This window comes from Pseudomonas sp. Hp2 (genome assembly GCF_006386585.1).
Classification (GTDB): domain Bacteria; phylum Pseudomonadota; class Gammaproteobacteria; order Xanthomonadales; family Xanthomonadaceae; genus Pseudomonas_S; species Pseudomonas_S boreopolis.
In genome coordinates, this window is sequence record NZ_VAHJ01000001.1 from 415,813 (window position 1) to 437,151 (window position 21,339).

A 21,339-nucleotide genomic window follows, 5' to 3' on the forward strand; every position below is an offset into this window, starting at 1 on the left:
AGGCATTTTTCTGCGGGAGGGACTTCAGTCCCGACAATGGGCCGATGAAGCCCGTCGGGACTGAAGTCCCTCCCACAAAGGCACTCCAGCGTTCCCAGCTCCGGAACGCACCCGTCGCCGCACCACACTGGACTCGACCACCGACAACGGCGACGATACCGGGCAGCTAGCCCACCGGCATCGCCATGGCCCAACGCATCCTCGAACCCGGCCAGATCGAAACGCTCGCGCAGCGCGATATTCCCCGCATCATCCTCGCCGACCGCGATCGCCTGTTCGCCGCGCGCGCCGACCGACTGCGCGTCCTGGCCTCCGCCAGCCCGATCTCCGGCTACCTGCAACTGCTCGCCGCGCTGGTCGATGCGCAGCACGCCGCGCTTGCGCGGATCGCGCCCGAACGGCTCGCCGGCCTCCAGGCCGCCGCCGCGTCGCAGCGGCGCAACGGCGCGGCCGGTGCCGGCATGCCGCCGCTGCATGCCGCCAGCCTCGCGCGCGACGGATATTGGCGCACGCTCCTGCGCGAGTTGTGCGCCCACTGCGCCGGGCATGAAGCCTTCCCGGCGCAGGCGAAGGCGATCCTGGAGCAGCTGGCCGCCGCCCAGGATGCCTGGCTCGAGGCCCAGGCCGATGCCTTGCTCGACGTGCCGGGCGCTCCCCCGGTGGAAGCCGGCACCGCCCCCTTCGTGATGGCGGCCCTGCAGGTGTACTGGGTCGCGTTGGGCCTGGCCTACGGGACCGGCGAGCTTGCCCCGATGGCGGATGCCCCCGGCTTGTGCCCGCTGTGCGGCACCGCGCCGGTCGCCAGCCTCGTGCATGCGCAGGCGCCCCATGCCTCCTACCGTTACCTGTACTGTGCGCTGTGCGCCTGCCAATGGCACTACGTACGCGTGCAGTGCAGCCGCTGCGGCGCCGCGGGCAAGGACATCGCCTACCCCTCGCTGGCCGGCATCGATGATCCTGCCGATACTGCCAAGGACGCCGCCGTGCGCGCCGAGACCTGCGAACGCTGCCACGGGTATCGCAAGATCCTGTACCTGGAGAAGGACCCGCAGGTGGAGCCGGTCGCCGACGATCTCGGCACGCTGGCGCTGGACCTGCTGCTCGGCGAACAGGGCTACGAGCGCGCCAGCCAGAACCCCTTGCTGTGGCAGGCGGATGGGGATTGAGCCGATGCAGCGTGCCGAACCGGCATCGGCCGACGCCCTGCCCTCGCTCGACCGCTTGCTGCGCAGCGCGCAACTCGCGCCCCTGCTGGAACGGCATGGCCGCTCGCGCATCGCCCGGCTGCTGCGGATCCGCCTGCAGGCCCTGCGCGAGCGCATCGCGCTGGGCGGACTTTCGCGCGATGCGCTGGACGACGCCTTGCAGGACGCGGCCGTGGCGATGGCGCTCGAAGACGCGATCCGCCAGGAGGACCGCCAGCGGCTGCAACCGGTATTCAACCTGACCGGCACCGTGCTGCACACCAATCTCGGCCGCGCCCTGCTGCCGGAAACCGCAGTGCAAGCGGTGGTGCGGGCGATGGCGTCGCCGGTCGACCTGGAGTTCGACCTCGATCGCGGCCGTCGCGGCGAACGCGATGCGCACGTCCAGGCCCTGGTACGCGAGCTCACCGGCGCGGAAGCCGCCTGCGTGGTCAACAACAACGCGGCGGCGGTCCTGCTGATGCTCAACACGCTCGCCAACCGTCGCGAGGTGGTGGTCTCGCGCGGCGAACTGGTCGAGATCGGCGGCGCCTTCCGCATCCCCGACGTGATGCGCAGCGCCGGCGCGCGGCTGGTGGAAGTCGGCACCACCAACCGTACGCACCCGGGCGACTACGCCAACGCGATCGGCCCGCGCACCGCGTTGCTGATGCAGGTGCATGCGAGCAATTACGCCATCACCGGTTTCACCGCCAAGGTCGAGGTCCCGCAGTTGGCGGAACTGGCACGCCGGCACGCGCTGCCGCTGGCCGTCGACCTGGGCAGCGGCAGCCTGTGCGGTCTGGAAGCATGGGACCTGCCGCACGAACCCACCGTGCAGGAAACCCTGGCCGCTGGCGCCGACCTGGTGGCCTTCAGCGGCGACAAGCTGCTCGGCGGCCCTCAGGCCGGCATCCTGGCCGGTCGCGCCGACCTGGTCGCGCGCATCAACCGCAATCCGCTCAAGCGAGCGCTGCGCATGGACAAGATGGGGCTGGCCGCGCTCGAAGCGGTGCTCGCCCTGTACCGCGAGCCGGAACTGCTGGCGCGGCGCCTGCCGACCCTGCGCGCGCTCGCCCGCCCGCCCGAAGCGATGCGCGAGCAGGCGCAGCGCCTGCTCGCGCCGCTGCAGCAGGCGCTGGCGCCGGCCTACCGCGTCGAACTGGCATCGCCGCACAGCCAGGTCGGCAGCGGCGCGCAGCCCGAAGCGCGCCTGCCCAGCGCCGGCTTCCGGATCCAGCCGGCCGGCGCGAAGCGCGGCGGCCTGGACCGCCTGGCCAGGCGCCTGCGCGCATTGCCGCGCCCCGTGTTGGGCCGCGTCGCCGACGATGCGCTGTGGCTGGACCTGCGCTGCCTGGAACCCGGGGACGAAGCCGCGTTCCTCGCACAACTCCACGAGCTGCGCGGATGATCGTCGGCACGGCCGGCCATATCGACCACGGCAAGACCCGCCTGGTCCGCGCGCTCACCGGCATCGACACCGACCGCCTGAAGGAAGAGAAGGCGCGCGGCATCTCCATCGAACTCGGCTACGCCTACGTGCCGCTCGAGGGCGACGCCGCCGCCGGCGAGATGCTCGGGTTCGTCGACGTGCCCGGCCATGAGCGTTTCGTGCACACGATGGTCGCCGGCGCCACCGGCATCGATTTCGCGCTGTTGGTCATCGCCGCCGACGATGGCGTGATGCCGCAGACCCGCGAGCACCTTGCGATCCTCGCGTGGCTGGGCGTGGAACGCGGCGCGATCGCGCTGACCAAGGTCGACCGGGTGGACGCGGCGCGGTTGGCCGAAGTGCAGGCGCAGGTCGCTGCCCTGCTGGCCGGCACGCCGTTGCGGGATGCGCCGAGCTTCGCCTGCGACAGCACCGCTCCGGCCGACGCCGGCATCGCCGCGCTGCGTGCGTACCTGCATGCGCAAGCCGCCGGCGCGGCCGGCAGGCAAGGCGCCTCCGCGCACGAGGAACTGTTCCGGCTGCCGATCGACCGCGTGTTCACGCTGCCGGGACACGGCACCATGGTGGCCGGCCCCGTGCATGGCGGCCGCGCCGAGGTCGGCGCCAACCTGCGCCTGATGCCGCAAGGCATCGCCGTGCGCATCCGCAGCATCCATGCGCAGAACCGTGCCGCCGCCGCCGCCGAGGCCGGACAACGTTGCGCGCTCAACCTGGCATCGATCGGGCGCGATGCGATATCGCGCGGCGACTGGATCGCCGATCCGCGCGCCTTCCTTCCCAGCCCGCGCGTGGACGTGCGCCTGCACCTGGACGCCGATGCGCCGCCCCTGCGCGACTGGACCCCGCTGCACGTGCACTGGGGCACGATGCATCGGCTGGCGCATGCCGTGGTACTCGACGGCGGCCAGGCATCGCCCGGCGGAACGCGCAGCATGCTCGTGCAACTGGTGTTCGACGCGCCCGTGTGCGCGATGACCGGCGACCGCTTCATCGTGCGCAACGCCGGCGCGACGGCCACCCTCGGCGGCGGCGTGGTGCTCGACACCGATCCGCCGCAGCGCCGACGCCGCAGCCCGGCCCGGCTCGCCTGGCTGGCGGCGCTGGAACGGTTGGCGGCGGGCGACGGCATCGAAGCCTTGTTGCGGCAATCGCCGCTCGGCCTGTCCATGGCCGCGCTCGCGCGCCATTGCCGCCTGCCGGTCCAGCGCATCGTCCTGCCGGCCGATGCGCGGCATGTCGAAGGCCGCGACGATGGCCACGCGATCCTCCTGACGCATTGGCAGGCGCTCTGCGACCAGGTGCTGGAATCCCTGCGCACCTGGCACCAGCGGCGGCCGGACGAACCGGGCGTCGACAGCGGGCGTCTGCAGCGCAGCACCCTGCCCGGGCTGGCCCCGGCCCTGTGGCAGGCGCTCCTGCACGAATTGCAGGCGAACGGGCGGATCCAGCGCAACGGCGCCTGGTGGCACCTGCCCGGCCACGACACGCCATTGCCGGAACGCGAACGGGCACTGTTGCCTGAGCTGCTGCCGCTGCTGTCCGCCGGCGGCTTCGATCCGCCCTGGGTGCGCACGCTCGCCGCGCAGACCGGCGCGGACGAGGAACTCGTACGCGCCACGCTGAGGCACGCGGCCGCGCGCGGCGAGGTGTTCCAGGTGGTGTCCGACCTGTTCTACCACCCGCAGCGCATCGCCGAGCTGGCAGGCACGCTGGGCGCACTGGCCAGGACCCACGGCGCGGTCGAAGCCGCGCTCTTCCGCGATGCCATCGGCCTCGGGCGCAAGCGCAGCATCCAGATTTTGGAGTTCTTCGATCGCGTCGGCTACACTCGCCGCGTCGGCGACAGCCACCGCCTGCGCAACGACATGCAATGGAATGCCGCGCCATGATGCAGTCGGCGCTCCAGTGCGAAGGCCGCGGGTCGCCGCTCGATTCGGGAGGCATGCGCATCCGGGCATGCGGCTGGGCTTCAAACCCAGTAGGGGGCGTCGATCGCTTCCTGGTAGGTTCGACTCCTGCTGCCTTCCGCCATTCCGCGCAGGATGCGAGCCCGCACCGGGGCCGCTCCTGATCCAGGGACGCAATGCATGGCCACGCTTTCGCCGCCCGCTTCGCAAGCCCCTGCCGGGAACGCGCAACCGCGCCTGACCTCGCTCGCCCATGGCGGCGGATGCGGATGCAAGATCGCACCGGGCGTGCTGTCGGAGCTGCTGCGCGGCATGCCTGCGCTGCCCGCGCCGGCCGACCTGCTGGTGGGGCGCGAAACCTCCGACGACGCGGCGGTGTATCGCCTCGACGACCGCCAGGCGGTGGTGGCGACCACCGACTTCTTCATGCCGATCGTGGACGATCCGTTCGACTTCGGCCGGATCGCCGCCGCCAACGCGCTGTCCGACCTGTACGCCATGGGCGCGACGCCGCTGTTCGCGCTGGCGATCGTCGGCATGCCGATCAACACCCTGCCGCACGCGCATATCCGCGAGATCCTGCGCGGCGGCGAGGCCGCATGCGCCGACGCCGGCATCGTGGTCGCGGGCGGCCACAGCATCGATTCGGTCGAACCCATCTACGGACTGGCGGCGATCGGCATGATCGATCCCGCGCACCTCAAGCGCAACGGCGGCGCGCGCGCGGGCGACCTGCTGGTACTCGGCAAGCCGCTCGGCGTGGGCGTCTACTCCGCGGCATTGAAGAAAGACCTGCTCGACGCCGACGGCTACCGCGAGATGCTGGCCACCGCCTCCCGCCTCAACCGGCCCGGTACCCGCCTGGCCCGCCTGGAGGGCGTGCACGCGATGACCGACGTGACCGGCTTCGGCCTGCTCGGCCACCTGCTGGAAATGTGCCGCGCCAGCGGGACCAAGGCGCGCGTGGACGCGACCCGCCTGCCCTTGCTGCGCCAGGCACGGGCACTGCTGGCGCAAGGCTGCGTGACGGGGGCGTCGAACCGCAATTGGCAATCGTACGGCGCCGAAGTCGCGTTGGCGGCCGACCTGCCCGCGCCGTGGCAGTCGCTGCTCACCGATCCGCAGACCAGTGGCGGGTTGTTGCTGGCCTGCGCCCCGGAAGCGGCGGACGAAGTGCTCGACGTGTTCCGCGATGCCGGGTTCGCGCAGGCCGCGGTGGTCGGCGAATTGCACGAAGGCGTTCCCGGGGTCGAAGTACGGATGGGCGGCGAATGAGAGAGCTCCCGCTGCGATAGCGCGCGGGTTGCGGGAGCGATTCCAGTCGCGGCAGCGACTTCACCGGTAAAGCCCTGTCGCGACTGAAGTCGCTTCCACGGGAAACTCCGGCCAGGCTGCCGGATGGCGGCAGGCGGAGCGGTCCTGCGAAGAAATCCCTATGACGGCGGCCCCCACAGCGCCGCATCCAGGTCGTCGTCGCGCGTCCTCTCGCGCTTCACGCGCCCGCGCTCGACCGCCACGCCCTCGCTGCGCAGGCGCTGGCTCTGCTCCCTCCAGCCGCGCGAGCCTTCCGGCATCGCGATGCGGCCGTCCGAGCGCAGCACGCGATGCCACGGCAGGTCCGGATCGTCGTTGCCGGCCAGCACCCGCGCCACCAGCCGTGCGCGCCCGGGCAAGCCGGCGCGGGCGGCGACCTCGCCGTAGCCGGCCACCTGGCCGCGCGGGATCGCCCGGATCGCCGCGAGTATGCGGGCCCGCGCCTGCTCCGGCGTCATCGCCGCGCCCTTCGCCACCGCCTTCTTGCGCGCGCCGGGCGCGGGCTTGCGTGCGGCCGCGCGCGTCATCGGATCAACACCACTTCTTCGGCCGAGGTCGGGTGGATCGCCACCGTGTCCTCGAAGTCCTGCAGCGTCGCGCCCATCTTCAGCGCCACAGCGAAGCCCTGCAGGATCTCGTCGGCGGCCTCGCCGAGCAGGTGGACGCCGATCACGCGCCGCTCCTCGCCGAGGCATACCACCTTGAACAGGCTGCCGTGCGGCGAATCCGACAAGGCGTTCAACATCGGCCGGAAACGGCTGCGGAAGACGCTCACCGCGTCGCCGTAGCGCTCGCGCGCCTCCTCCTCGCCCATGCCCACCATGCCCAGCGGCGGATGCGAGAACACCACGGTCGGCACGTTCTCGTAGTCGAGCCGGGCCTGGGCATCGCCGCCGAACAACCGGTCCATCAGCCTGCGCGCGGCGGCGATCGCGACCGGGGTCAAGCCGACCTTGCCGGCGACGTCGCCCACCGCATGGATGTTGGGCACCGAACTGGTCTGCCAGGCATCGACCACCACCTCGCCTTTTTCCCCGAGCCGCACGCCCACATCCTCCAGGCCCATGTCCTGGGTATTGGGGCGGCGCCCGATGGCCAGGAAGACCTGGTCGAACGCGGCATCCCGGGTATCGCCGGTCCCCAGCACGCGCAACCCGCCGCCGGCCTGTTCGATCCGGCGGACGCGATACTCGAAGTGCACGTGCACGCCCTGCTGGCGCAGGCTCTCGGCCAGCTGCGCCGCCAGCTCGGCATCGAAACGCGCCAGCAGCTGGCGCCCCTGGACGAACATCTCCACCTGGCTGCCCAGCGCCTGCAGCAAGCCCGCCAGTTCCACCGCGATGTAGCCGCCCCCGACCACGGCGACCCGTCCGGGTGCCGCGCTCAGCTTGAAGAAGTCGTCGGAAATGCTGCCCAGCCCGGCACCCTCGAACGACGGGCGGGCCGCATGCGCGCCGGTGGCGATGACGATGTGCCGTCCGCTGATCGCCACGCCATCGCTGCACACCACCGTATGCGCATCGCGCAACCGCCCGCGCCGCGGCACCACCGCGATGCGGTTCTCGTCAAGCCGCTTGCGGTAGCTGGCATGGATGTTGGCGATGTAGGCCTGCCGGTGCTCGACCAGGGTGTCCCACGCCAGCGCCGGCCTCGGCCCGATCCGGAAGCCGAGCGCACGCGCCTGGTCGAGCCGGTTCGCCAGGTCGGCGGCCAGCCACATCGCCTTTTTCGGGACGCAGCCGACGTTGACGCAGGTGCCTCCCAGCAGCCCGGGTTCGAGCATCGCCACGCTCGCCCCATGGCGGGCGGCGCGGAACGCCGCGGCCAGGCCGCCGGAACCGCCGCCCAGCACGATCACGTCGTAATCGAATGCTGCCCCCATCACTTGCCTCCCGCCCCGATCGACATCGGCTGCTCCTTCCTGTTTCCGGATTGCGGGACATCGTAGCGCTCCCGGCTTCCGCATCCCGTCATCCGGGGCGCCGCCGGCGCGCCGGCCCTATCGCCGCAGCGGTGGCCACTGCAGGTAGGTGAAGGCGCGCCATGCCCATTCCAGCGGACCGAAACGGAACCGGCGCAGCCACCATGCGCTCGCCGCCACCTGCAGCAGGAACAGCCCGGTCGCGAACGGCAGCTGCCAGGCGCGCGGCAATCGTTCGAAGTAGCCCAGGCCGTAGCCGTAGAAGATCCAGGTGCACAGCAGCGACTGCAGCACGTAGTTGCTCAATGCCATGCGCCCGGCGGGAGCGAGCCACGCCAGCGCGCCGCGCCAGCGCGCCACCCAGGCGAGGTAGCCCAGGCACATCAGCAGACCGGCCACCGAGGACAGCGCGAACGCGCTCGACAGGCGCAGATCGAGCCGGCCCGGGTCCATGTACGGCTCCAATGCGAGACTGGCCAGCATGGCCGCCAGCCCCAGCGGCCACGCTCCCCAGCGCAGCGCCGCGAACAACCGCGCGAACCGCTCCGGCGCCTGGATCGCGCCGGAGCGCACGAACCAGCCCCCCAGCAGGAACATGCCGAACATGGCCGGGCCGTTGATCGTCAACCCGCGCAGCGTTTCGCCGAGATCGTGCAGGCGTTGCAGCACCGCCTGCGCATAGCGGCCCGCACCGTACGCCGCCCGCTGCGCGTCCACCGCCGCCGCCGCGTCCTGGCCGATCCGCGCCATCGTGCGCTGCCATTCCGCCGCGCTGGAAGGATTCGCTTGCATCAGCGAGCCGAGCGCGCCATAGGCCATCACCATGGCCGGGGCGCACAGGTAGACGACGATCGCGGCGACCGGCAGCCAGGACGTCGGCATCGACCGCACCGCCAGCAACAGCATCGCCAGCAGCGCATAGCTCACCAGCACGTCGCCGGACCAGACCAGCAGCGCGTGCAGCAGGCCGATCGCCAGCAGGCCCAGGCTGCGGCGCACGTAGAACCCCGCGAACGGGCGCCCGGCCTGCCCGGCGCGCTGCGCCATCACCGCGAATCCCATGCCGAACAGCAGCGAGAACAGCGTGTAGAACTTGCCCTGCACCAGGACGTAGACCAGCGCATCGGCCCAGCGATCGGCGCCGGCCAACGCAGGATCGACGCCGGTCAGCGCCGCATTGAGCGGGCCGACGAACGCCTCGATGTTCATCAGCAGGATGCCCAGCAGCGCGAACCCGCGCAGCACGTCCAGCAGGGCGATGCGTTCGCCGGGGGCGACGGGCTGGAAGGAGGTGGGCGTCATTGGAATAGGCCGTTATTCCCTTCTTCCTTCGGGATGAAGGCGTATTGCTTGCGAGCCGCTGGCTCGCATACGCCTGAACGCCCGGCGCGCTGCGCCCGGCCGGGCGCGAAGCGCCGGATGAGGGTACGGACGAAGCTTCGCCCCAGTACCCTCACCCCAACCCCTCTCTCAACCAACAGGAGAGGGACTCACACGTGACTCAGTGGTGGTGGCCACCGTCGCCGTGCACGTGGCCGTGCTCGACTTCCTCGGCACTGGCCTCGCGCACCTCGACGATCTCCACGTCGAAATGCAGGTCCTTGCCCGCCATCGGGTGGTTCAGGTCGACGTCGACCACGCTCAGGCCGACCTTCTGCACGGTGACCGCGCGCGGACCGAAGTTGGTCTGCAGCACTACCTGCTGGCCCGGCGCCAGCTTGGTGTTGCCGAAATGCTTCTTGGGGATGCGCTGGGTCAGGCCATCGCGGCGCTCGCCGTAGGCATCGGCCGCCGGCACGTCGACGCCGAAGCTCTCGCCGGCTTCCTTGTCCATCATCGCGTTCTCCAGGCCCGGGATGATGTTGCCGTGGCCGATCAGGATCGCCAGCGGCTCGCGGTCCTTGGAGCTCTCGATCGGCTCCTGGCCGACCTCGGAAACGGTGTAATGGAAGCGGACGACGCGGTCTTTTTCGATCTTCATGCCTGACTCTGGAATGGGCTGCCCGGTGGCAGACGAGGGGGACGGCTTGTCGGCCGCCAGGGGCGCCGCCATCATGGCGGCATCTCAAACCGCGCATTATCCCGGCTCGATGCACAACAAGCCAGCCGTCCCGATGCGTCCGCCACGGCTCCTGCCATGGCTGGCCAGCCTCTCGCTCCTGCTGCTGGCCGGTTGCGGCAGCGCCCCGGTCAAGCAGGCCGGCCCACCGCCCTCGCATCGCAGCTGGCCGCAAGTGGCCCCCGCCAATCCGGCCGCCGCCAACAACGTGCTGATGCGGGCCCTGGGCCTGGTGGGCACGCCTTACCGCTACGGTGGCAACACGCCGGAAACCGGCTTCGACTGCAGCGGGCTGGTCACCTACGTATATCGCGACGTGCTGGACCTGCGGTTGCCGCGCAGTTCCGGCGAACTGGCCGCCGTCCTGGGGCCGAAGATCGCGCAGGACCGGCTGGCGGCCGGCGACCTGGTGTTCTTCGGCACGCGCGGCAACGTGTCCCACGTCGGGATCTACGTCGGCGAGGGCCGGTTCGTGCATGCGCCGAGCACCGGCGGCACGGTCCGGCTGGATTACCTCGACGGGTATTACTGGCGGGATCACTACACGGGCGCAAAACGGGTTTTGCCCTGAAAAGCGAACTGCGTCACATGTAACCCAACGGAAATTTAACTTTTTTTGAACATCACGCCACCTTCACCGGGGCATCATCGCGCATCGCCTGCCGCAATGTGACCCACGCGTGACGACCGACGACCAGCTCAAACCCGGCTTCGCCGCCCCTCGCCGCCTGTCCCATCCGCTCCGCTTGCTTTGCAGTGCCGCGCTTTGCATGGCCTCCCTTCCGGCCCTGGCGCAATCCACCCCGCCGCAGATCGCCGATGTCCCCGGCCCCGCCGCCGAACCGGCTCCCCCCTCTTCCGCCGCCAAGACCCCCGCACCGGCCCGCAGCCGCGCCGATGCCGCCGCCACTGCCACCCTCGCCGCGCTGCTGCCGCATCTGGCCGGCAACGACACCATTCCGCTGATGGACCGCTCGGCGATGTTCGCCGGCGACCTCAGCCGCCTGCTCGCCAACTACGACGTCTCGCAGAGCGCCGTCGCCGCCGCCGAAGCCGCGGTCAACGACAGCAAGGTCCAGGTCATCCTCAAGCGCGCCATGACCCTGCTGGGCACCCCGTACCGCTGGGGCGGCACCTCGCCGGACGGCTTCGACTGCAGCGGCCTGGTCGGCTACGTGTTCAAGACCGCCCTCGGCATCGAACTGCCGCGCGTCTCGCGCGAGATGGCCCACGACGGCAGCGGTGAGATCATCAAGGACCGCAACGCGCTCAATGCCGGCGACCTGGTGTTCTTCGGCAAGCGCGGCCGCATCGACCACGTCGGCATCTACGTCGGCGAAGGCCGTTTCCTGCACGCGCCCAGCCGCGGCAAGGACGTGCAGATCGACTCGCTCGCCAGCGGTTACTGGAGCCAGAAGTTCATGCAGGCGCGCCGCATCGCGATGTGATCCTTCCGATCCGCTGGCGTTCTCGGATAGGCCGCGCTCGTCGCGGCCTTTCTCGTTTTGCCGGGTCCGCTCTGGCTACCGCGCATCCCTCGCGGCGCCCTGGTTTCCGCAACGCAGCACGATATTGCCCTTATGAATCAGTGGCTTGTCATGGCTTTGCAATGCTTCTGTTGTTAGCGCTAACCTGAATTCGGCATGCCCTCGGTCCGGGAGACCGGGAAGCGCTTGCCGACAACATGGAATCGATATCTCTGGGAGGGGGAATCGTGAAGTTGAATCGACCGGTCCGTACCGCTGGCCGTGGCGTCCTCGCGCGCGCCGCTCTTTTTTCCAACCGCTCCATCCCCGGCCATCGCACGCTCGCCCTCGGCGTGGCGTGCGCGCTGGCCAGCGGCACGCTGCATGCCCAACAGGCCGCAGAATCCGGGAATGCCGCCCCGGCCGCAGTGAAGGAACTCGACGCCGTGGTGGTGAAAGGGGTACGCGGCGCCATGATCCGTGCCCAGGACATCAAGCAGGACGCCGAGCAGATCATCGACTCGGTCACTTCCGAGGACATCGGCGCCCTGCCCGACCGCAGCGTCACCGAGTCGCTCAAGCGCATCAGCGGCGTCACCGTGACCGGTTTCGCCGCGCGCGACGACACCGACCACTTCTCGGCCGAGGGCAGCGGCGTGATGATCCGCGGCCTGACCTTCGTGCGCGGCGAACTCAACGGCCGCGACGTGTTCAGCGCCAACGGCGGTCGCGGCATCAGCTTCGAGGAAGTGCCCGCCGAACTGATGGCCGGCGTGGACGTGTACAAGAATCCCTCTGCCGAGATCATCGAAGGCGGCCTGGGCGGCACGATCAACCTGCGCACGCGCAAGCCGTTCGACGAAGCCGGGCGCAAGATCGCCGGCAGCGTGGACTACAACCGCGGCGACAAGGCGCGCAAGGGCAAGCCCTCGGCCTCGTTCCTGTTCAGCGACCGCTGGCAGACCGGCATCGGCGAAATCGGCTTCCTCGCCAACGCCTCGTATTCGGAGATGGCCACGCAGTCCGACGGCATCCAGGTCATGCCCTTCGATAGGCGCGGCCGCAAGCCGGCCGAACAACCCGAGGGAGGCGACAGCGACTACGTCTACGACTGGGAACAGGGCAGTTGGCAATCGGCCGAGTCCCAACGCGAATCGCTGCTGGCCGGCACCGACTTCGACCAGGTCTTCGTCCCCGGCGGCGTCAACTGGCGCCGCACCGATTTCGAGCGCAAGCGCCAGGGCGGCGCCTTCGCCTTCCAGTGGAGGCCGAACCAGGACACCGAGGTCTACACGCAGTTCATCACCTCCAAGTACGACCTGACCTGGCGCGAGCACTTCATGGAATTCGGCGGCGCCTCGCAGAAGAACGAACTGAACTGGAACGGCGACCCGGACCACTACAACCCGTGGTACACCGACGGCCTGGCCGACCGCACCAACAACGTGATCCCGATGCCGGGCACGCAGTTCGTCTACGACGCCAACGGCCGCTTCGTCAGCGGCACCCTGCGCCAGGGCGGCTGGCGCGGCCAGCCCGGCGATGCCGAGCCGGGCCTGTACCAGGGGCCCGGCATCCAGTTCATCAGCGGCCATCGCCTGAACCAGCAGACCTCGAAGACCACCGACTGGTCGGCCGGCTTCCAGCACTTCATCACCGACGACTTCGTGGTCCGCGGCGATTTCCAGTACGTCAAGGCCGAGAGCGACCAGGTCGACTTCTCGTTGCACACCACCACCCTGCTGGAGGAGTTGACCCTGGACCTGAGCGGGAAATACCCCTCGGTGACGCTCGGCGACCCGAGCACCGCGCTCGACAAGAACCGCTACTTCTGGCGTTCGGCGATGGACCACATCGCCGACAACGAGGGCGACGAACGTGCCGGCCGCGTCGATTTCGAGTACAACTTCCGCGACAGCGACTGGCTGCGCTTCGTCCGCTTCGGCGCGCGCGTGGCCGACCGCAGCTACACCAGCTACGCCACCGGCTGGAACTGGGGCGTGATCAGCGACGACTGGAACAAGACCGAAAGCCCCGACCCCGCCCGCCCCGACGTGGCCTGGCTGGACCTGTTCTACCCGAGCGACTCGGTGCTGTACTCGATGGGCGACTTCTTCGGCGGCAAGGCCAACGTGCCGACCCGGTTCTGGTCGGCCGCCAACGGCATGGTCGACATCGACCGGGTCGCCGCGACGCTGGCGCAGATCCCGAACGCGAAATGGCGGCCGCTCGACTACGGGCCGGGCAACGTCAACAAGCAGGACGAACGCACCCAGGCCGGCTACCTGGCGCTTTACTTCGGCAACGATGCGCTGGACGTGCCGGTGGACGGCAACATCGGCGTGCGCGTGGTCAAGACCAGCGTCAGCACCACCGGCGGCGGGCAAATGCCGGACATGCAGAGCTGGGCCGACGTGGTGACGCCGGAGGTGCTGCAGAAGTTCGCCGGCCAGATCTTCAGTACCGACGCCCGCAGTTCCTACACCGACGTGCTGCCCAGCCTGAACCTGCGCGCGCGCTTCGACCATGGCCTGCAATGGCGCTTCGCCGCGTCCAAGGCCATCGCCCGGCCGGAGTTCCGCCTGATGCAGCCGTGGCTGCCCCTGCAGGCCAGCGCCTCGGCGTGCCAGCGCGCGCTCAGCGACGGGCTGCGCACCGAACTGTGCGGCGAAGCCGACCTGAGCTACAGCGGCAGCGGCGGCAACCCGGAACTCAAGCCGATGCGCGCCAACCAGTTCGACACCGCGCTGGAGTGGTATTTCGGCCCGGCCAACAGCGTGTACGCCACCTTCTTCTACAAGGACGTGAAGGGTTACTTCGCGAGCGGCACCGGGACCGAGGTCCTGTTCGGCAACGAGTACCAGATCACCCGCACCCGCAACCTGGACAAGGGCAAGATCCGCGGCTTCGAGATCGGCTACTCGCAGTTCTACGATTTCCTGCCCGGTTTCGGCGTGCAGGCCAACTTCACCTACGTGGACAGCAAGGGCGGCACCAACGCGGTCGTGAACCCGTACGAGACCGACCTGCGCACCGCGCCGGTGGACTTGCCCCTGGAAGGGCTTTCCAAGCGTTCCTACAACCTGGTCGGCATCTACGAGAAGGGCCCGGTGTCGCTGCGCCTGGCCTACAACTGGCGCTCGCGCTACCTGCTGACCAGCAGCGACGCGATCATCCGCCTGCCGGTCTGGAACGACGACTACGGCCAGTTGGACGGCTCGTTCTTCTACCGCATCAACGACCACGTCCAGATCGGCGTGCAGGCCAACAACCTGACCAACAGCATCACCAAGCTGCTGATGGGGCCCCGCAAGTACAACCGCGACGGCTACGTGGACGAGACCTTGTACACGCGCGCCTGGTTCGAGAACGACCGACGCTACTCGGCCGTGCTGCGCGCCAGCTGGTGATGTCTGGCAATGGAAAACCCGCGCGGGCGACCGCGCGGGTTTTCTTTCCAGCCCGCCGTTTCCGGCCGGGAATCAGGTCGCGTCCTCGACCCCGACGTTGGTCGATGCCACGTCGTAGGCTTGGCGGTCGAGCAGGCCGGTCTCCTTGGCCACCAGTACCGGCACCAGCATCTGGCCGGTGACGTTGGTCATCGTGCGCATCATGTCGAGGATGCGGTCGATCGCGTACAGGTAGCCGATCACTTCCAGCGGCAGGTTCGCCGCGCTCAGCACCACGGTCGCCATCACCACCGCCGTGCCCGGCACGCCGGCGGTGCCGAAGCTGCCGAGCACCGAGGCGATCAGCACCACGAAGTACTGGTCGGCGGTCAGCGGCACGCCGGTGTACTGCGCGATGAACACCGCGCACAGCGCCGGGTAGATCGCGCCGCAGCCGTCCATCTTGATGCTGGCGCCGAGCGGCACCGCGAACGCGGCGTAGTCCTTGTTGACGCCCAGGTTGTGGGTGATCGAGCGCATCGCCACCGGCATCGCCGCGAAGCTCGACGAACTGACGAAGGCCACCTGCATGCCCGGCGCGGCGCCGCGGAAGAACTTCCACGGGTTCAGCCCATGCACCAGCAGCAGCGAGCCGTACACCACCACGATGTGGATCGCGCAGGCGATGTACAGCGCCATCACGAAGTTGCCCAGCGGCAGCAGTTTCTCGAAGCCGTAGGCGCCGACCAGCCCGGCGATCAGGCCGAACGTGCCGAGCGGGGTCACCTCCAGCACGAACCGGGTGACCTGGATCATGATCTCGCTCATCTGCCCGGCCAGCTTGCGCGCCTCGGCCACGCGCTCGCCGAGCTTGACCATCGCGAAGCCCAGCAGCGCGGCGAAGAAGATCACCGGCAGGATCGAACCGCGCCCGGCCGCCAGCACGGTCTCGCCGGCGGCGTTGGTGCGGGTGCCGATGCCGGTCAGCGCGTAGAACGGGTTGGCCGGCACCACGTCCAGCAGCACCTTGATCGGGCTGGGCACGTCGCGCGGCTTCCAGGCCGAGTCCACGCTCAGCCCGAAGTGGCCGGCGCCCGGCTGCATGATCGTGCCCACCGCCAGGCCCACGCAGACCGCCAGCGCCGCGGTCACGATGAACCACAGGAACGTGCGCCCGCCCAGCGCGGCCACCGACTTCTGCCCGTGCAGCGCCGAGATCGCGTTGATCACCGCGAAGAACACCAGCGGCACCGCGATCATCTTGATCAGGGTGACGTACAGGTCGCCGAGCGGCCCGAACCAGGTCTCCGCCGCCGGCCCCATCAGCCAACCGGCCAGGGCGCCGAGCACGAAGCCGCCCACCACGCGCTGCCAGAACGGGATGCGCAACCAGGCCGAGACCAGTTTCATGTCGTCAGATCGCCAAGCGGGAGGAGGAAGAAACGCACATTAGCTCATGCCACCGCCCGCCGCGACGCCACGGCTGGAACAGCGGCATGTCATCGGCATGACTTTGTCATCCGGTCATAATGAAGGCTTCACCCTGCCGCGAGAAACCGCGCCTCATGTCCCGCCGCACCCCGCTCCTTGCCACGCTCTCCACCCTGCTGCTGGCGGCCTGCGCCACGCAGCCCGCCTCCGCCCCGAGCGCGCCGCCGGCCGGCCTGGCCGTCGACGTCCCCGCCGTGGCGCACCCGCAGGGCGAGACGCCGGCCTGGTGGTACCGCAGCGGCGCGGCCAAGGCGGCCGCCAACGGGGCCATGGCCGGCAAGGCCCGCAACGTGATCCTGTTCCTCGGCGACGGCATGAGCCTGACCACGGTGGCCGCCGCGCGCATCCTGGACGGCCAGCGCAAGGGCAGCCCCGGCGAGGAAAACCTGCTGTCGTGGGAGCGCTTCCCGGCGACCGCGCTGAGCAAGACCTACAACACCGACTCGCAGACGCCCGACTCGGCCGGCACGATGACCGCGATCACCACCGGCGTGAAGACCCACATGGGCGCGATCGGCGTCAGCGCCGGCAACCGCAGCGACTGCACGGACAGCCTCGGCAAGGGCCTGCTGAGCTGGCTGGCGCTGGCGGACAGCGCCGGCATGGCTACCGGCATCGTCACCACCACCCGCATCACCCATGCCACGCCCGCGGCCACCTACGCGCACTCGCCGGAGCGCAACTGGGAAAGCGATACCGACCTGCCCGAGCAGGCCGTCGCCGCCGGCTGTCGCGACATCGCCCAGCAGCTGCTGTCGGCCTCCCGCTACGGGCGCGGCCCGCTGGTCGTGCTCGGCGGCGGCCGCGGCCAGTTCACCACGGTCGAGCAGCGCGATCCCGAGTACGACGACCGCGTCGGCCTGCGCCTGGACGGCCGCGACCTGGTCGGCGAGTGGAAGCAGGCGCACCCGCAAGGCGCCTATGTCTGGAACGAGCAACAGCTGCAGGCCGCGGCCGGCGCACCGGCCCTGCTGGGCCTGTTCGAGCCGGACCACATGCAGTACGACCACGACCGCAAGCGCGGCCCCGACGGCGAACCGAGCCTGGCCGAAATGACCCGTACCGCGATCCAGTCGCTGGCGCACGATCCCAACGGTTTCGTGCTGATGGTGGAAGGCGGGCGCATCGACCATGCCAACCACGCCGGCAACGCCTACCGCGCGCTCGACGAGACCATCGCCCTGTCCGAAGCGGTCCGCACCGCCGTGGAGACCGCGCCGGAGGACACGTTGATCGTCGTCACCGCCGACCACGCCCACACCCTGAACTTCGTCGGCTACCCGGTGCGCGGCAACCCGATCCTCGGCAAGGTGCGCGGCACCGGCGGCGAGGACGGCGACCGTACCCAGTACGCGCGCGACCAGCTGGGCCTGCCCTACACCACGCTCAGCTACGCCAACGGCCCCGGCTATACCGGCGCCAGCAACGCCCAGCCCGCCGGCCCCAAGAAGTTCCCGCACTCGCCGAGCAGCGTCGAGCCGGTCCAGGGCCGCCCCGACCTGACCCACGTCGACACCGAGGCGCCCGACTACATGCAGGAAGCGCTGGTGCCGACCAGCGCCGAGACCCATGGCGGCGAGGACGTCGGCATCTGGGCCACCGGCCCGGGCAGCAGCGCCTTCCGCGGCACGCTGGAAGAGAACGTGATCTACCACGTGATCGTGCAGGCCACGCCCCGGCTGCGCCAGCGCCTGTGCTCGGCCGGCACCTGCGACGGCAACGGCGTGCCGGTGGAGCTGCCGCAGCCCAGGCAGTTCGAGCGCCAGGCCGGCGCGCAATGAACCTGCGGCGCCCGGCTGCCGGCTAGGCGGCGCCGGGCCTTGGACCGGATCGGAACGGCGGCCATACTGGCCGCCGTTTTCGTTTGCCGCCCATCGTCCTGGCCGCCTTCCCCGCCCCTGCCGACATCGACGCGCCGCTGCTGGTCGGCTACAGCGGCGGGCTGGATTCCACCGTGCTGCTGCACTGGCTGGCCTCCTCGCCCGTCCAGCGCACGCGCGGCCTGGCGGCCCTGCACGTCCATCACGGTCTGCACCCGGAAGCCGATGCCTGGAGCCGGCACTGCCAGTCGGCCTGCGACGCGCTCGGGGTGCCACTGCGGATCGCGCGCGTGCAGGTGCCGCGCGACGCCGGCGAAGGGCTGGAAGCCGCGGCCCGGCATGCCCGCCATGCCGCCTTCGCCGAGCACCTGGCGCCTGGCCAGTGGCTTGCCTTGGCCCATCACCTCGACGACCAGGCCGAGACCTTCCTGTTGCGCGCGCTGCGCGCCTCCGGGCCGGACGGGCTGGCGGCGATGGCCGCGCAACGTCCGTTCGCCGCCGGCACGCTGTGGCGGCCGCTGCTCGAGGTGCCGCGCCAAGACCTGCTCGCCTATGCGCACGAACGCCGGCTGGCCTGGATCGACGATCCCGGCAACGAGCGCCTGGAACACGACCGCAATTTCCTGCGCCATCGCGTCCTGCCGCTGCTGCGCGAGCGCTGGCCGCACGCGTCGGCGGCGTTGGCGCGCAGCGCCACGCTGAGCGGCGAGGCCGCCGGCCTGCTCGCCGCTGGCGAGGCCGCGGCGCTGGCGGGCCTGCTCGACGCGCAGGGCGCGCTCGACCTCGAGGGCTTGCGCGCGCAGCCCTCCCCGCTGCGCTCCCGCCTGCTGCGGCGCTGGGTGGCCGGTCGGCACGCCCCCGCACTGCCGGCCCAGGGCGTGGCGGCGCTGGAAGCCGAACTCGCCCATGCCGGCCCCGATCGCCAGATGCGCTTCGTCTGGCGCGACGTCGAGATCCGGCGCTGGCGCCAGCGCCTGTACCTGCTCCACCCCGCACGCGCATGGCCGCCGGATTGGCAAGCCGCCTGGGACGGCGCCTTGCCGCTGTCCCTGCCCGACGGCGGGACGCTTGCGCTGCTCGGCCCCGCGCCGTTGCGCTTCGAGCGTCCTCTGCAGGTACGCGCCCGGCGCGGCGGCGAGCGCATCCTGCTGCCGGGCCGCGCGCATTCGCATGCGCTGAAGCACCTGCTGCAGGAGGCGGACCTGCCACCATGGCAGCGCCTGGCGATGCCCTTGCTGTTCGATGGCGATACCTTGCTGGCCGCCGGCGACGGCATCGTCTCGGCGCAGCTGCGCGCCTGGCTGGATGCTCGGGCGGCGTGGCTGGCGTGGCAACCCCCGGAATGATCCATGCAGCGCACCTTGTGGGAGCGGCTTCAGCCGCGATGGCGCTTACATGCAGATCCCTCTGCAACAGCCTGCACATCCCTGTGCAGGGTTCAAATGAGAAAACCCCATCGCGACTGAAGTCGCTCCCACGGGATCCCGCGCGCCCGCTCCTATCTTCCCGAATTGACCCGCCCGGCCGTGGCCCGCACACTTTCGGGATGCCCAAGAAGTCCCCCAACGAGACCTCGCCGGTGGCCCGCTTCGAGCAGTCGCTCGAGGAACTGGAGCAACTGGTCGAGAAGATGGAAGCCGGCGACCTGAGCCTGGAAGAATCGCTGAGCGCCTACGAACGCGGCATCGGCCTGTACCGGCAGTGCCAGCAGGCGCTGGAGCAGGCGGAACTGCGCGTGCGCCTGCTCAGCGATCCGGCCCGGCCCGAGGCCGCGGAACCGTTCGATCCGCCCGGCGACGGCACCTAGACGTGGCCGCCGAGCTGTTCGCACGCTGGCAGGCGCATATCGAGGCCTGCCTGGAAGCCTGCCTGCCCGATCCGTCGCTCGCCCCGCACCACCTGCACGAGGCGATGCGGCATGCCGTGCTCGGTGGCGGCAAGCGCATGCGTCCGTTGCTGGTGTACGCGACCGGCACGCTGCTGCAGGCCGAATCGTCCAGGCTCGACGCCGCCGCCTGCGCCGTCGAACTGGTGCATGCCTATTCGCTGGTCCACGACGACCTGCCGGCCATGGACGACGACGACCTGCGCCGCGGCCGGCCCACCGTGCACGTGGCCTTCGACGAGGCCACCGCGATCCTCGCCGGCGACGCCCTGCAGACCCTCGCCTTCGACGTGCTGGCCCGTGCGCCCGTGGATGCGGGGCTCAGGGTGGACTGGCTGCAGACCCTCGCGAACGCATCCGGCGCGGCCGGCATGTGCGGAGGACAGGCGCTCGACATCGACGCCACCGGGCAGCAGCAGTCGCTGCCGCAGCTCGAGCGCATGCACGCGTTGAAGACCGGCGCGCTGATCCGTGCCGCGGTGCGGATGGGCGCCCTGGGCGCCGGCGCCAGCGCAACCGATCTAGGGAGGCTGGACGCGTTCGCCAGCGACCTCGGCCTGGCCTTCCAGGTCCGCGACGACATCCTCGACGTCGAATCCAGCTCCGAGCAGCTCGGCAAGACCGCCGGCAAGGATGTCGCGCAGAACAAGTCCACGTTCCCGGCCCTGCTCGGCATGGACGGCGCCAAGCAGCGCCTGTCGATGCTGGCCGGGCAGATGCATGCGCAGCTCGCAGCCTACGGGGACTCCGCCGGCCCGCTGCTGGCGCTGGCGCGCATGGCGGTCGAGCGCAATCACTAGGTCGGGCGTTCGCCGGCGACGCCGGGCTGTCGCTGCCGGATTCGAATGCCTTTGCCGGCGTCCTTTCGCGGAAGGCATGCCGTCGCCCAGAACGCAGGAACCCGGCCGCAGCCGGGTTCCTGCCTGCCGATGCGCGGATCGGTTACTTGACCAGGCGCAGCGTCAGCGGATAGCGGTAGCTCTCGCCGTTGCTGGTCTTGATCGTGGCCACGATCGTCAGCACCAGCCAGGCGATGCCGACCACGCCCGCCAAGAGGTAGAACAGGAAACCGATCAGGATCACCATCAGCACGGTACCGACGATGGTCAGCGCGACCACCGCGATCAGCACGGTGATGTTGAAGTTCAGCGCTTCCTTGCCCTGGTCGTCCACGAACGGCATGGTGTCCTTCTTGATCAGCCAGATCACCAGCGGGCCGACGATCGAGCCGATGCCGCCGGTGAACAGGCCGGTCAACGCGGAGATGTGCGCGAACAGCGCCCATTGCTTTTCTTCCGCCGAGGGCACGCCGGATACCGGCGGCGGCGGGGTGGTGAGGTTCTCGAACTCGCTCATCTGCTTCCTTCCCTAGTCTCGATGGGGTTGATCGGCGGTTGCCGGAACGCCACTGTCGGCAGTCGCCCGAGCCCCGTCAAGAAGATGCGGACGA

The 21,339-nt window shown here is 70.2% G+C and carries 17 protein-coding genes and 1 tRNA gene; 12 read left to right on the top strand and 6 right to left on the bottom strand.

Features of this window, described 5'->3' with window-relative positions; translation table 11 throughout:
* Positions 1–185: 185 nt before the first annotated feature.
* The 5 genes from fdhE to selD all read left to right on the top strand — a co-directional run bounded on the left by fdhE (position 186) and on the right by selD (position 5,819).
* Positions 186–1,166: a formate dehydrogenase accessory protein FdhE gene (gene fdhE / locus FD678_RS01725; RefSeq protein WP_140718876.1), complete on the top strand. Its 981-nt coding sequence runs from the start codon at positions 186–188 to the stop codon at positions 1,164–1,166.
* A gap of 4 nt (positions 1,167–1,170) precedes the next feature.
* Complete coding sequence (gene selA, locus FD678_RS01730) at positions 1,171–2,595, top strand: L-seryl-tRNA(Sec) selenium transferase (RefSeq protein WP_218569430.1); 1,425 nt, start codon at positions 1,171–1,173, stop codon at positions 2,593–2,595.
* A complete protein-coding gene (gene selB, locus FD678_RS01735) occupies positions 2,592–4,526 on the top strand; it encodes a selenocysteine-specific translation elongation factor (protein WP_140718878.1) in 1,935 nt (644 codons plus the stop codon). The genes selA and selB overlap by 4 nt, the downstream gene beginning before the upstream one ends.
* 46 nt (positions 4,527–4,572) lie before the next feature.
* Positions 4,573–4,668 (top strand) — tRNA-Sec (locus FD678_RS01740).
* A 56-nt stretch (positions 4,669–4,724) separates the two neighbouring features.
* On the top strand, positions 4,725–5,819 hold the full coding sequence (gene selD / locus FD678_RS01745; RefSeq protein WP_140718879.1) for a selenide, water dikinase SelD: 1,095 nt from the start codon (positions 4,725–4,727) through the stop codon (positions 5,817–5,819).
* 158 nt (positions 5,820–5,977) lie between these two features.
* Here selD and FD678_RS01750 read toward each other — a convergent pair whose 3' ends face one another.
* The 4 genes from FD678_RS01750 to FD678_RS01765 form a co-directional block, all read right to left on the bottom strand.
* The gene (locus FD678_RS01750; protein ID WP_140718880.1) at positions 5,978–6,385 is read right to left on the bottom strand and encodes an MGMT family protein; all 408 of its coding nucleotides are present in this window, start codon (positions 6,383–6,385) and stop codon (positions 5,978–5,980) included.
* Complete coding sequence (gene gorA, locus FD678_RS01755) at positions 6,382–7,740, bottom strand: glutathione-disulfide reductase (RefSeq protein ID WP_140718881.1); 1,359 nt, start codon at positions 7,738–7,740, stop codon at positions 6,382–6,384. Before gorA ends, FD678_RS01750 begins: the two co-directional genes overlap by 4 nt.
* A 117-nt stretch (positions 7,741–7,857) precedes the next feature.
* Positions 7,858–9,081: a DUF418 domain-containing protein gene (locus tag FD678_RS01760; RefSeq protein ID WP_140718882.1), complete on the bottom strand. Its 1,224-nt coding sequence runs from the start codon at positions 9,079–9,081 to the stop codon at positions 7,858–7,860.
* Positions 9,082–9,280: 199 nt separating this feature from the next.
* Positions 9,281–9,760 carry an FKBP-type peptidyl-prolyl cis-trans isomerase gene (locus FD678_RS01765; RefSeq protein ID WP_140718883.1) on the bottom strand — a complete coding sequence of 160 codons (480 nt, stop codon included), beginning with the start codon at positions 9,758–9,760 and terminating at the stop codon, positions 9,281–9,283.
* A 133-nt stretch (positions 9,761–9,893) separates the two neighbouring features.
* On the opposite strand from FD678_RS01765, the gene FD678_RS01770 reads away from it, so the two are divergent.
* The 3 genes from FD678_RS01770 to FD678_RS01780 all read left to right on the top strand — a co-directional run bounded on the left by FD678_RS01770 (position 9,894) and on the right by FD678_RS01780 (position 14,714).
* Entirely contained in the window at positions 9,894–10,409 is a 516-nt protein-coding gene (locus tag FD678_RS01770) for a C40 family peptidase (RefSeq protein WP_218569503.1), read from the top strand.
* Positions 10,410–10,608: 199 nt separating this feature from the next.
* Positions 10,609–11,286 (top strand): C40 family peptidase, encoded by a 678-nt coding sequence (locus FD678_RS20520; protein WP_256661829.1) that lies wholly within the window; start codon positions 10,609–10,611, stop codon positions 11,284–11,286.
* Positions 11,287–11,552: 266 nt separating this feature from the next.
* Positions 11,553–14,714 carry a TonB-dependent receptor gene (locus FD678_RS01780; protein WP_218569431.1) on the top strand — a complete coding sequence of 1,054 codons (3,162 nt, stop codon included), beginning with the start codon at positions 11,553–11,555 and terminating at the stop codon, positions 14,712–14,714.
* A gap of 72 nt (positions 14,715–14,786) precedes the next feature.
* Here FD678_RS01780 and FD678_RS01785 read toward each other — a convergent pair whose 3' ends face one another.
* Positions 14,787–16,103: a dicarboxylate/amino acid:cation symporter gene (locus FD678_RS01785; protein WP_140718887.1), complete on the bottom strand. Its 1,317-nt coding sequence runs from the start codon at positions 16,101–16,103 to the stop codon at positions 14,787–14,789.
* 155 nt (positions 16,104–16,258) lie between these two features.
* Between FD678_RS01785 and FD678_RS01790 the strand changes: the two genes are divergently transcribed.
* The 4 genes from FD678_RS01790 (at position 16,259) to FD678_RS01805 (ending at position 20,689) form a co-directional block, all read left to right on the top strand.
* Positions 16,259–17,965: an alkaline phosphatase gene (locus tag FD678_RS01790; protein ID WP_140718888.1), complete on the top strand. Its 1,707-nt coding sequence runs from the start codon at positions 16,259–16,261 to the stop codon at positions 17,963–17,965.
* A gap of 83 nt (positions 17,966–18,048) precedes the next feature.
* Positions 18,049–19,350 (top strand): tRNA lysidine(34) synthetase TilS, encoded by a 1,302-nt coding sequence (gene tilS / locus FD678_RS01795; protein ID WP_218569432.1) that lies wholly within the window; start codon positions 18,049–18,051, stop codon positions 19,348–19,350.
* Between the two features lie 200 nt (positions 19,351–19,550).
* Positions 19,551–19,811, top strand: coding sequence for an exodeoxyribonuclease VII small subunit (locus FD678_RS01800; RefSeq protein ID WP_140718889.1), 261 nt, complete (start codon positions 19,551–19,553; stop codon positions 19,809–19,811).
* Between the two features lie 2 nt (positions 19,812–19,813).
* The gene (locus tag FD678_RS01805) at positions 19,814–20,689 is read left to right on the top strand and encodes a polyprenyl synthetase family protein (protein WP_140718890.1); all 876 of its coding nucleotides are present in this window, start codon (positions 19,814–19,816) and stop codon (positions 20,687–20,689) included.
* Between the two features lie 142 nt (positions 20,690–20,831).
* Here FD678_RS01805 and FD678_RS01810 read toward each other — a convergent pair whose 3' ends face one another.
* Complete coding sequence (locus FD678_RS01810) at positions 20,832–21,245, bottom strand: DUF4870 domain-containing protein (RefSeq protein WP_140718891.1); 414 nt, start codon at positions 21,243–21,245, stop codon at positions 20,832–20,834.
* Positions 21,246–21,339 lie beyond the last annotated feature (94 nt).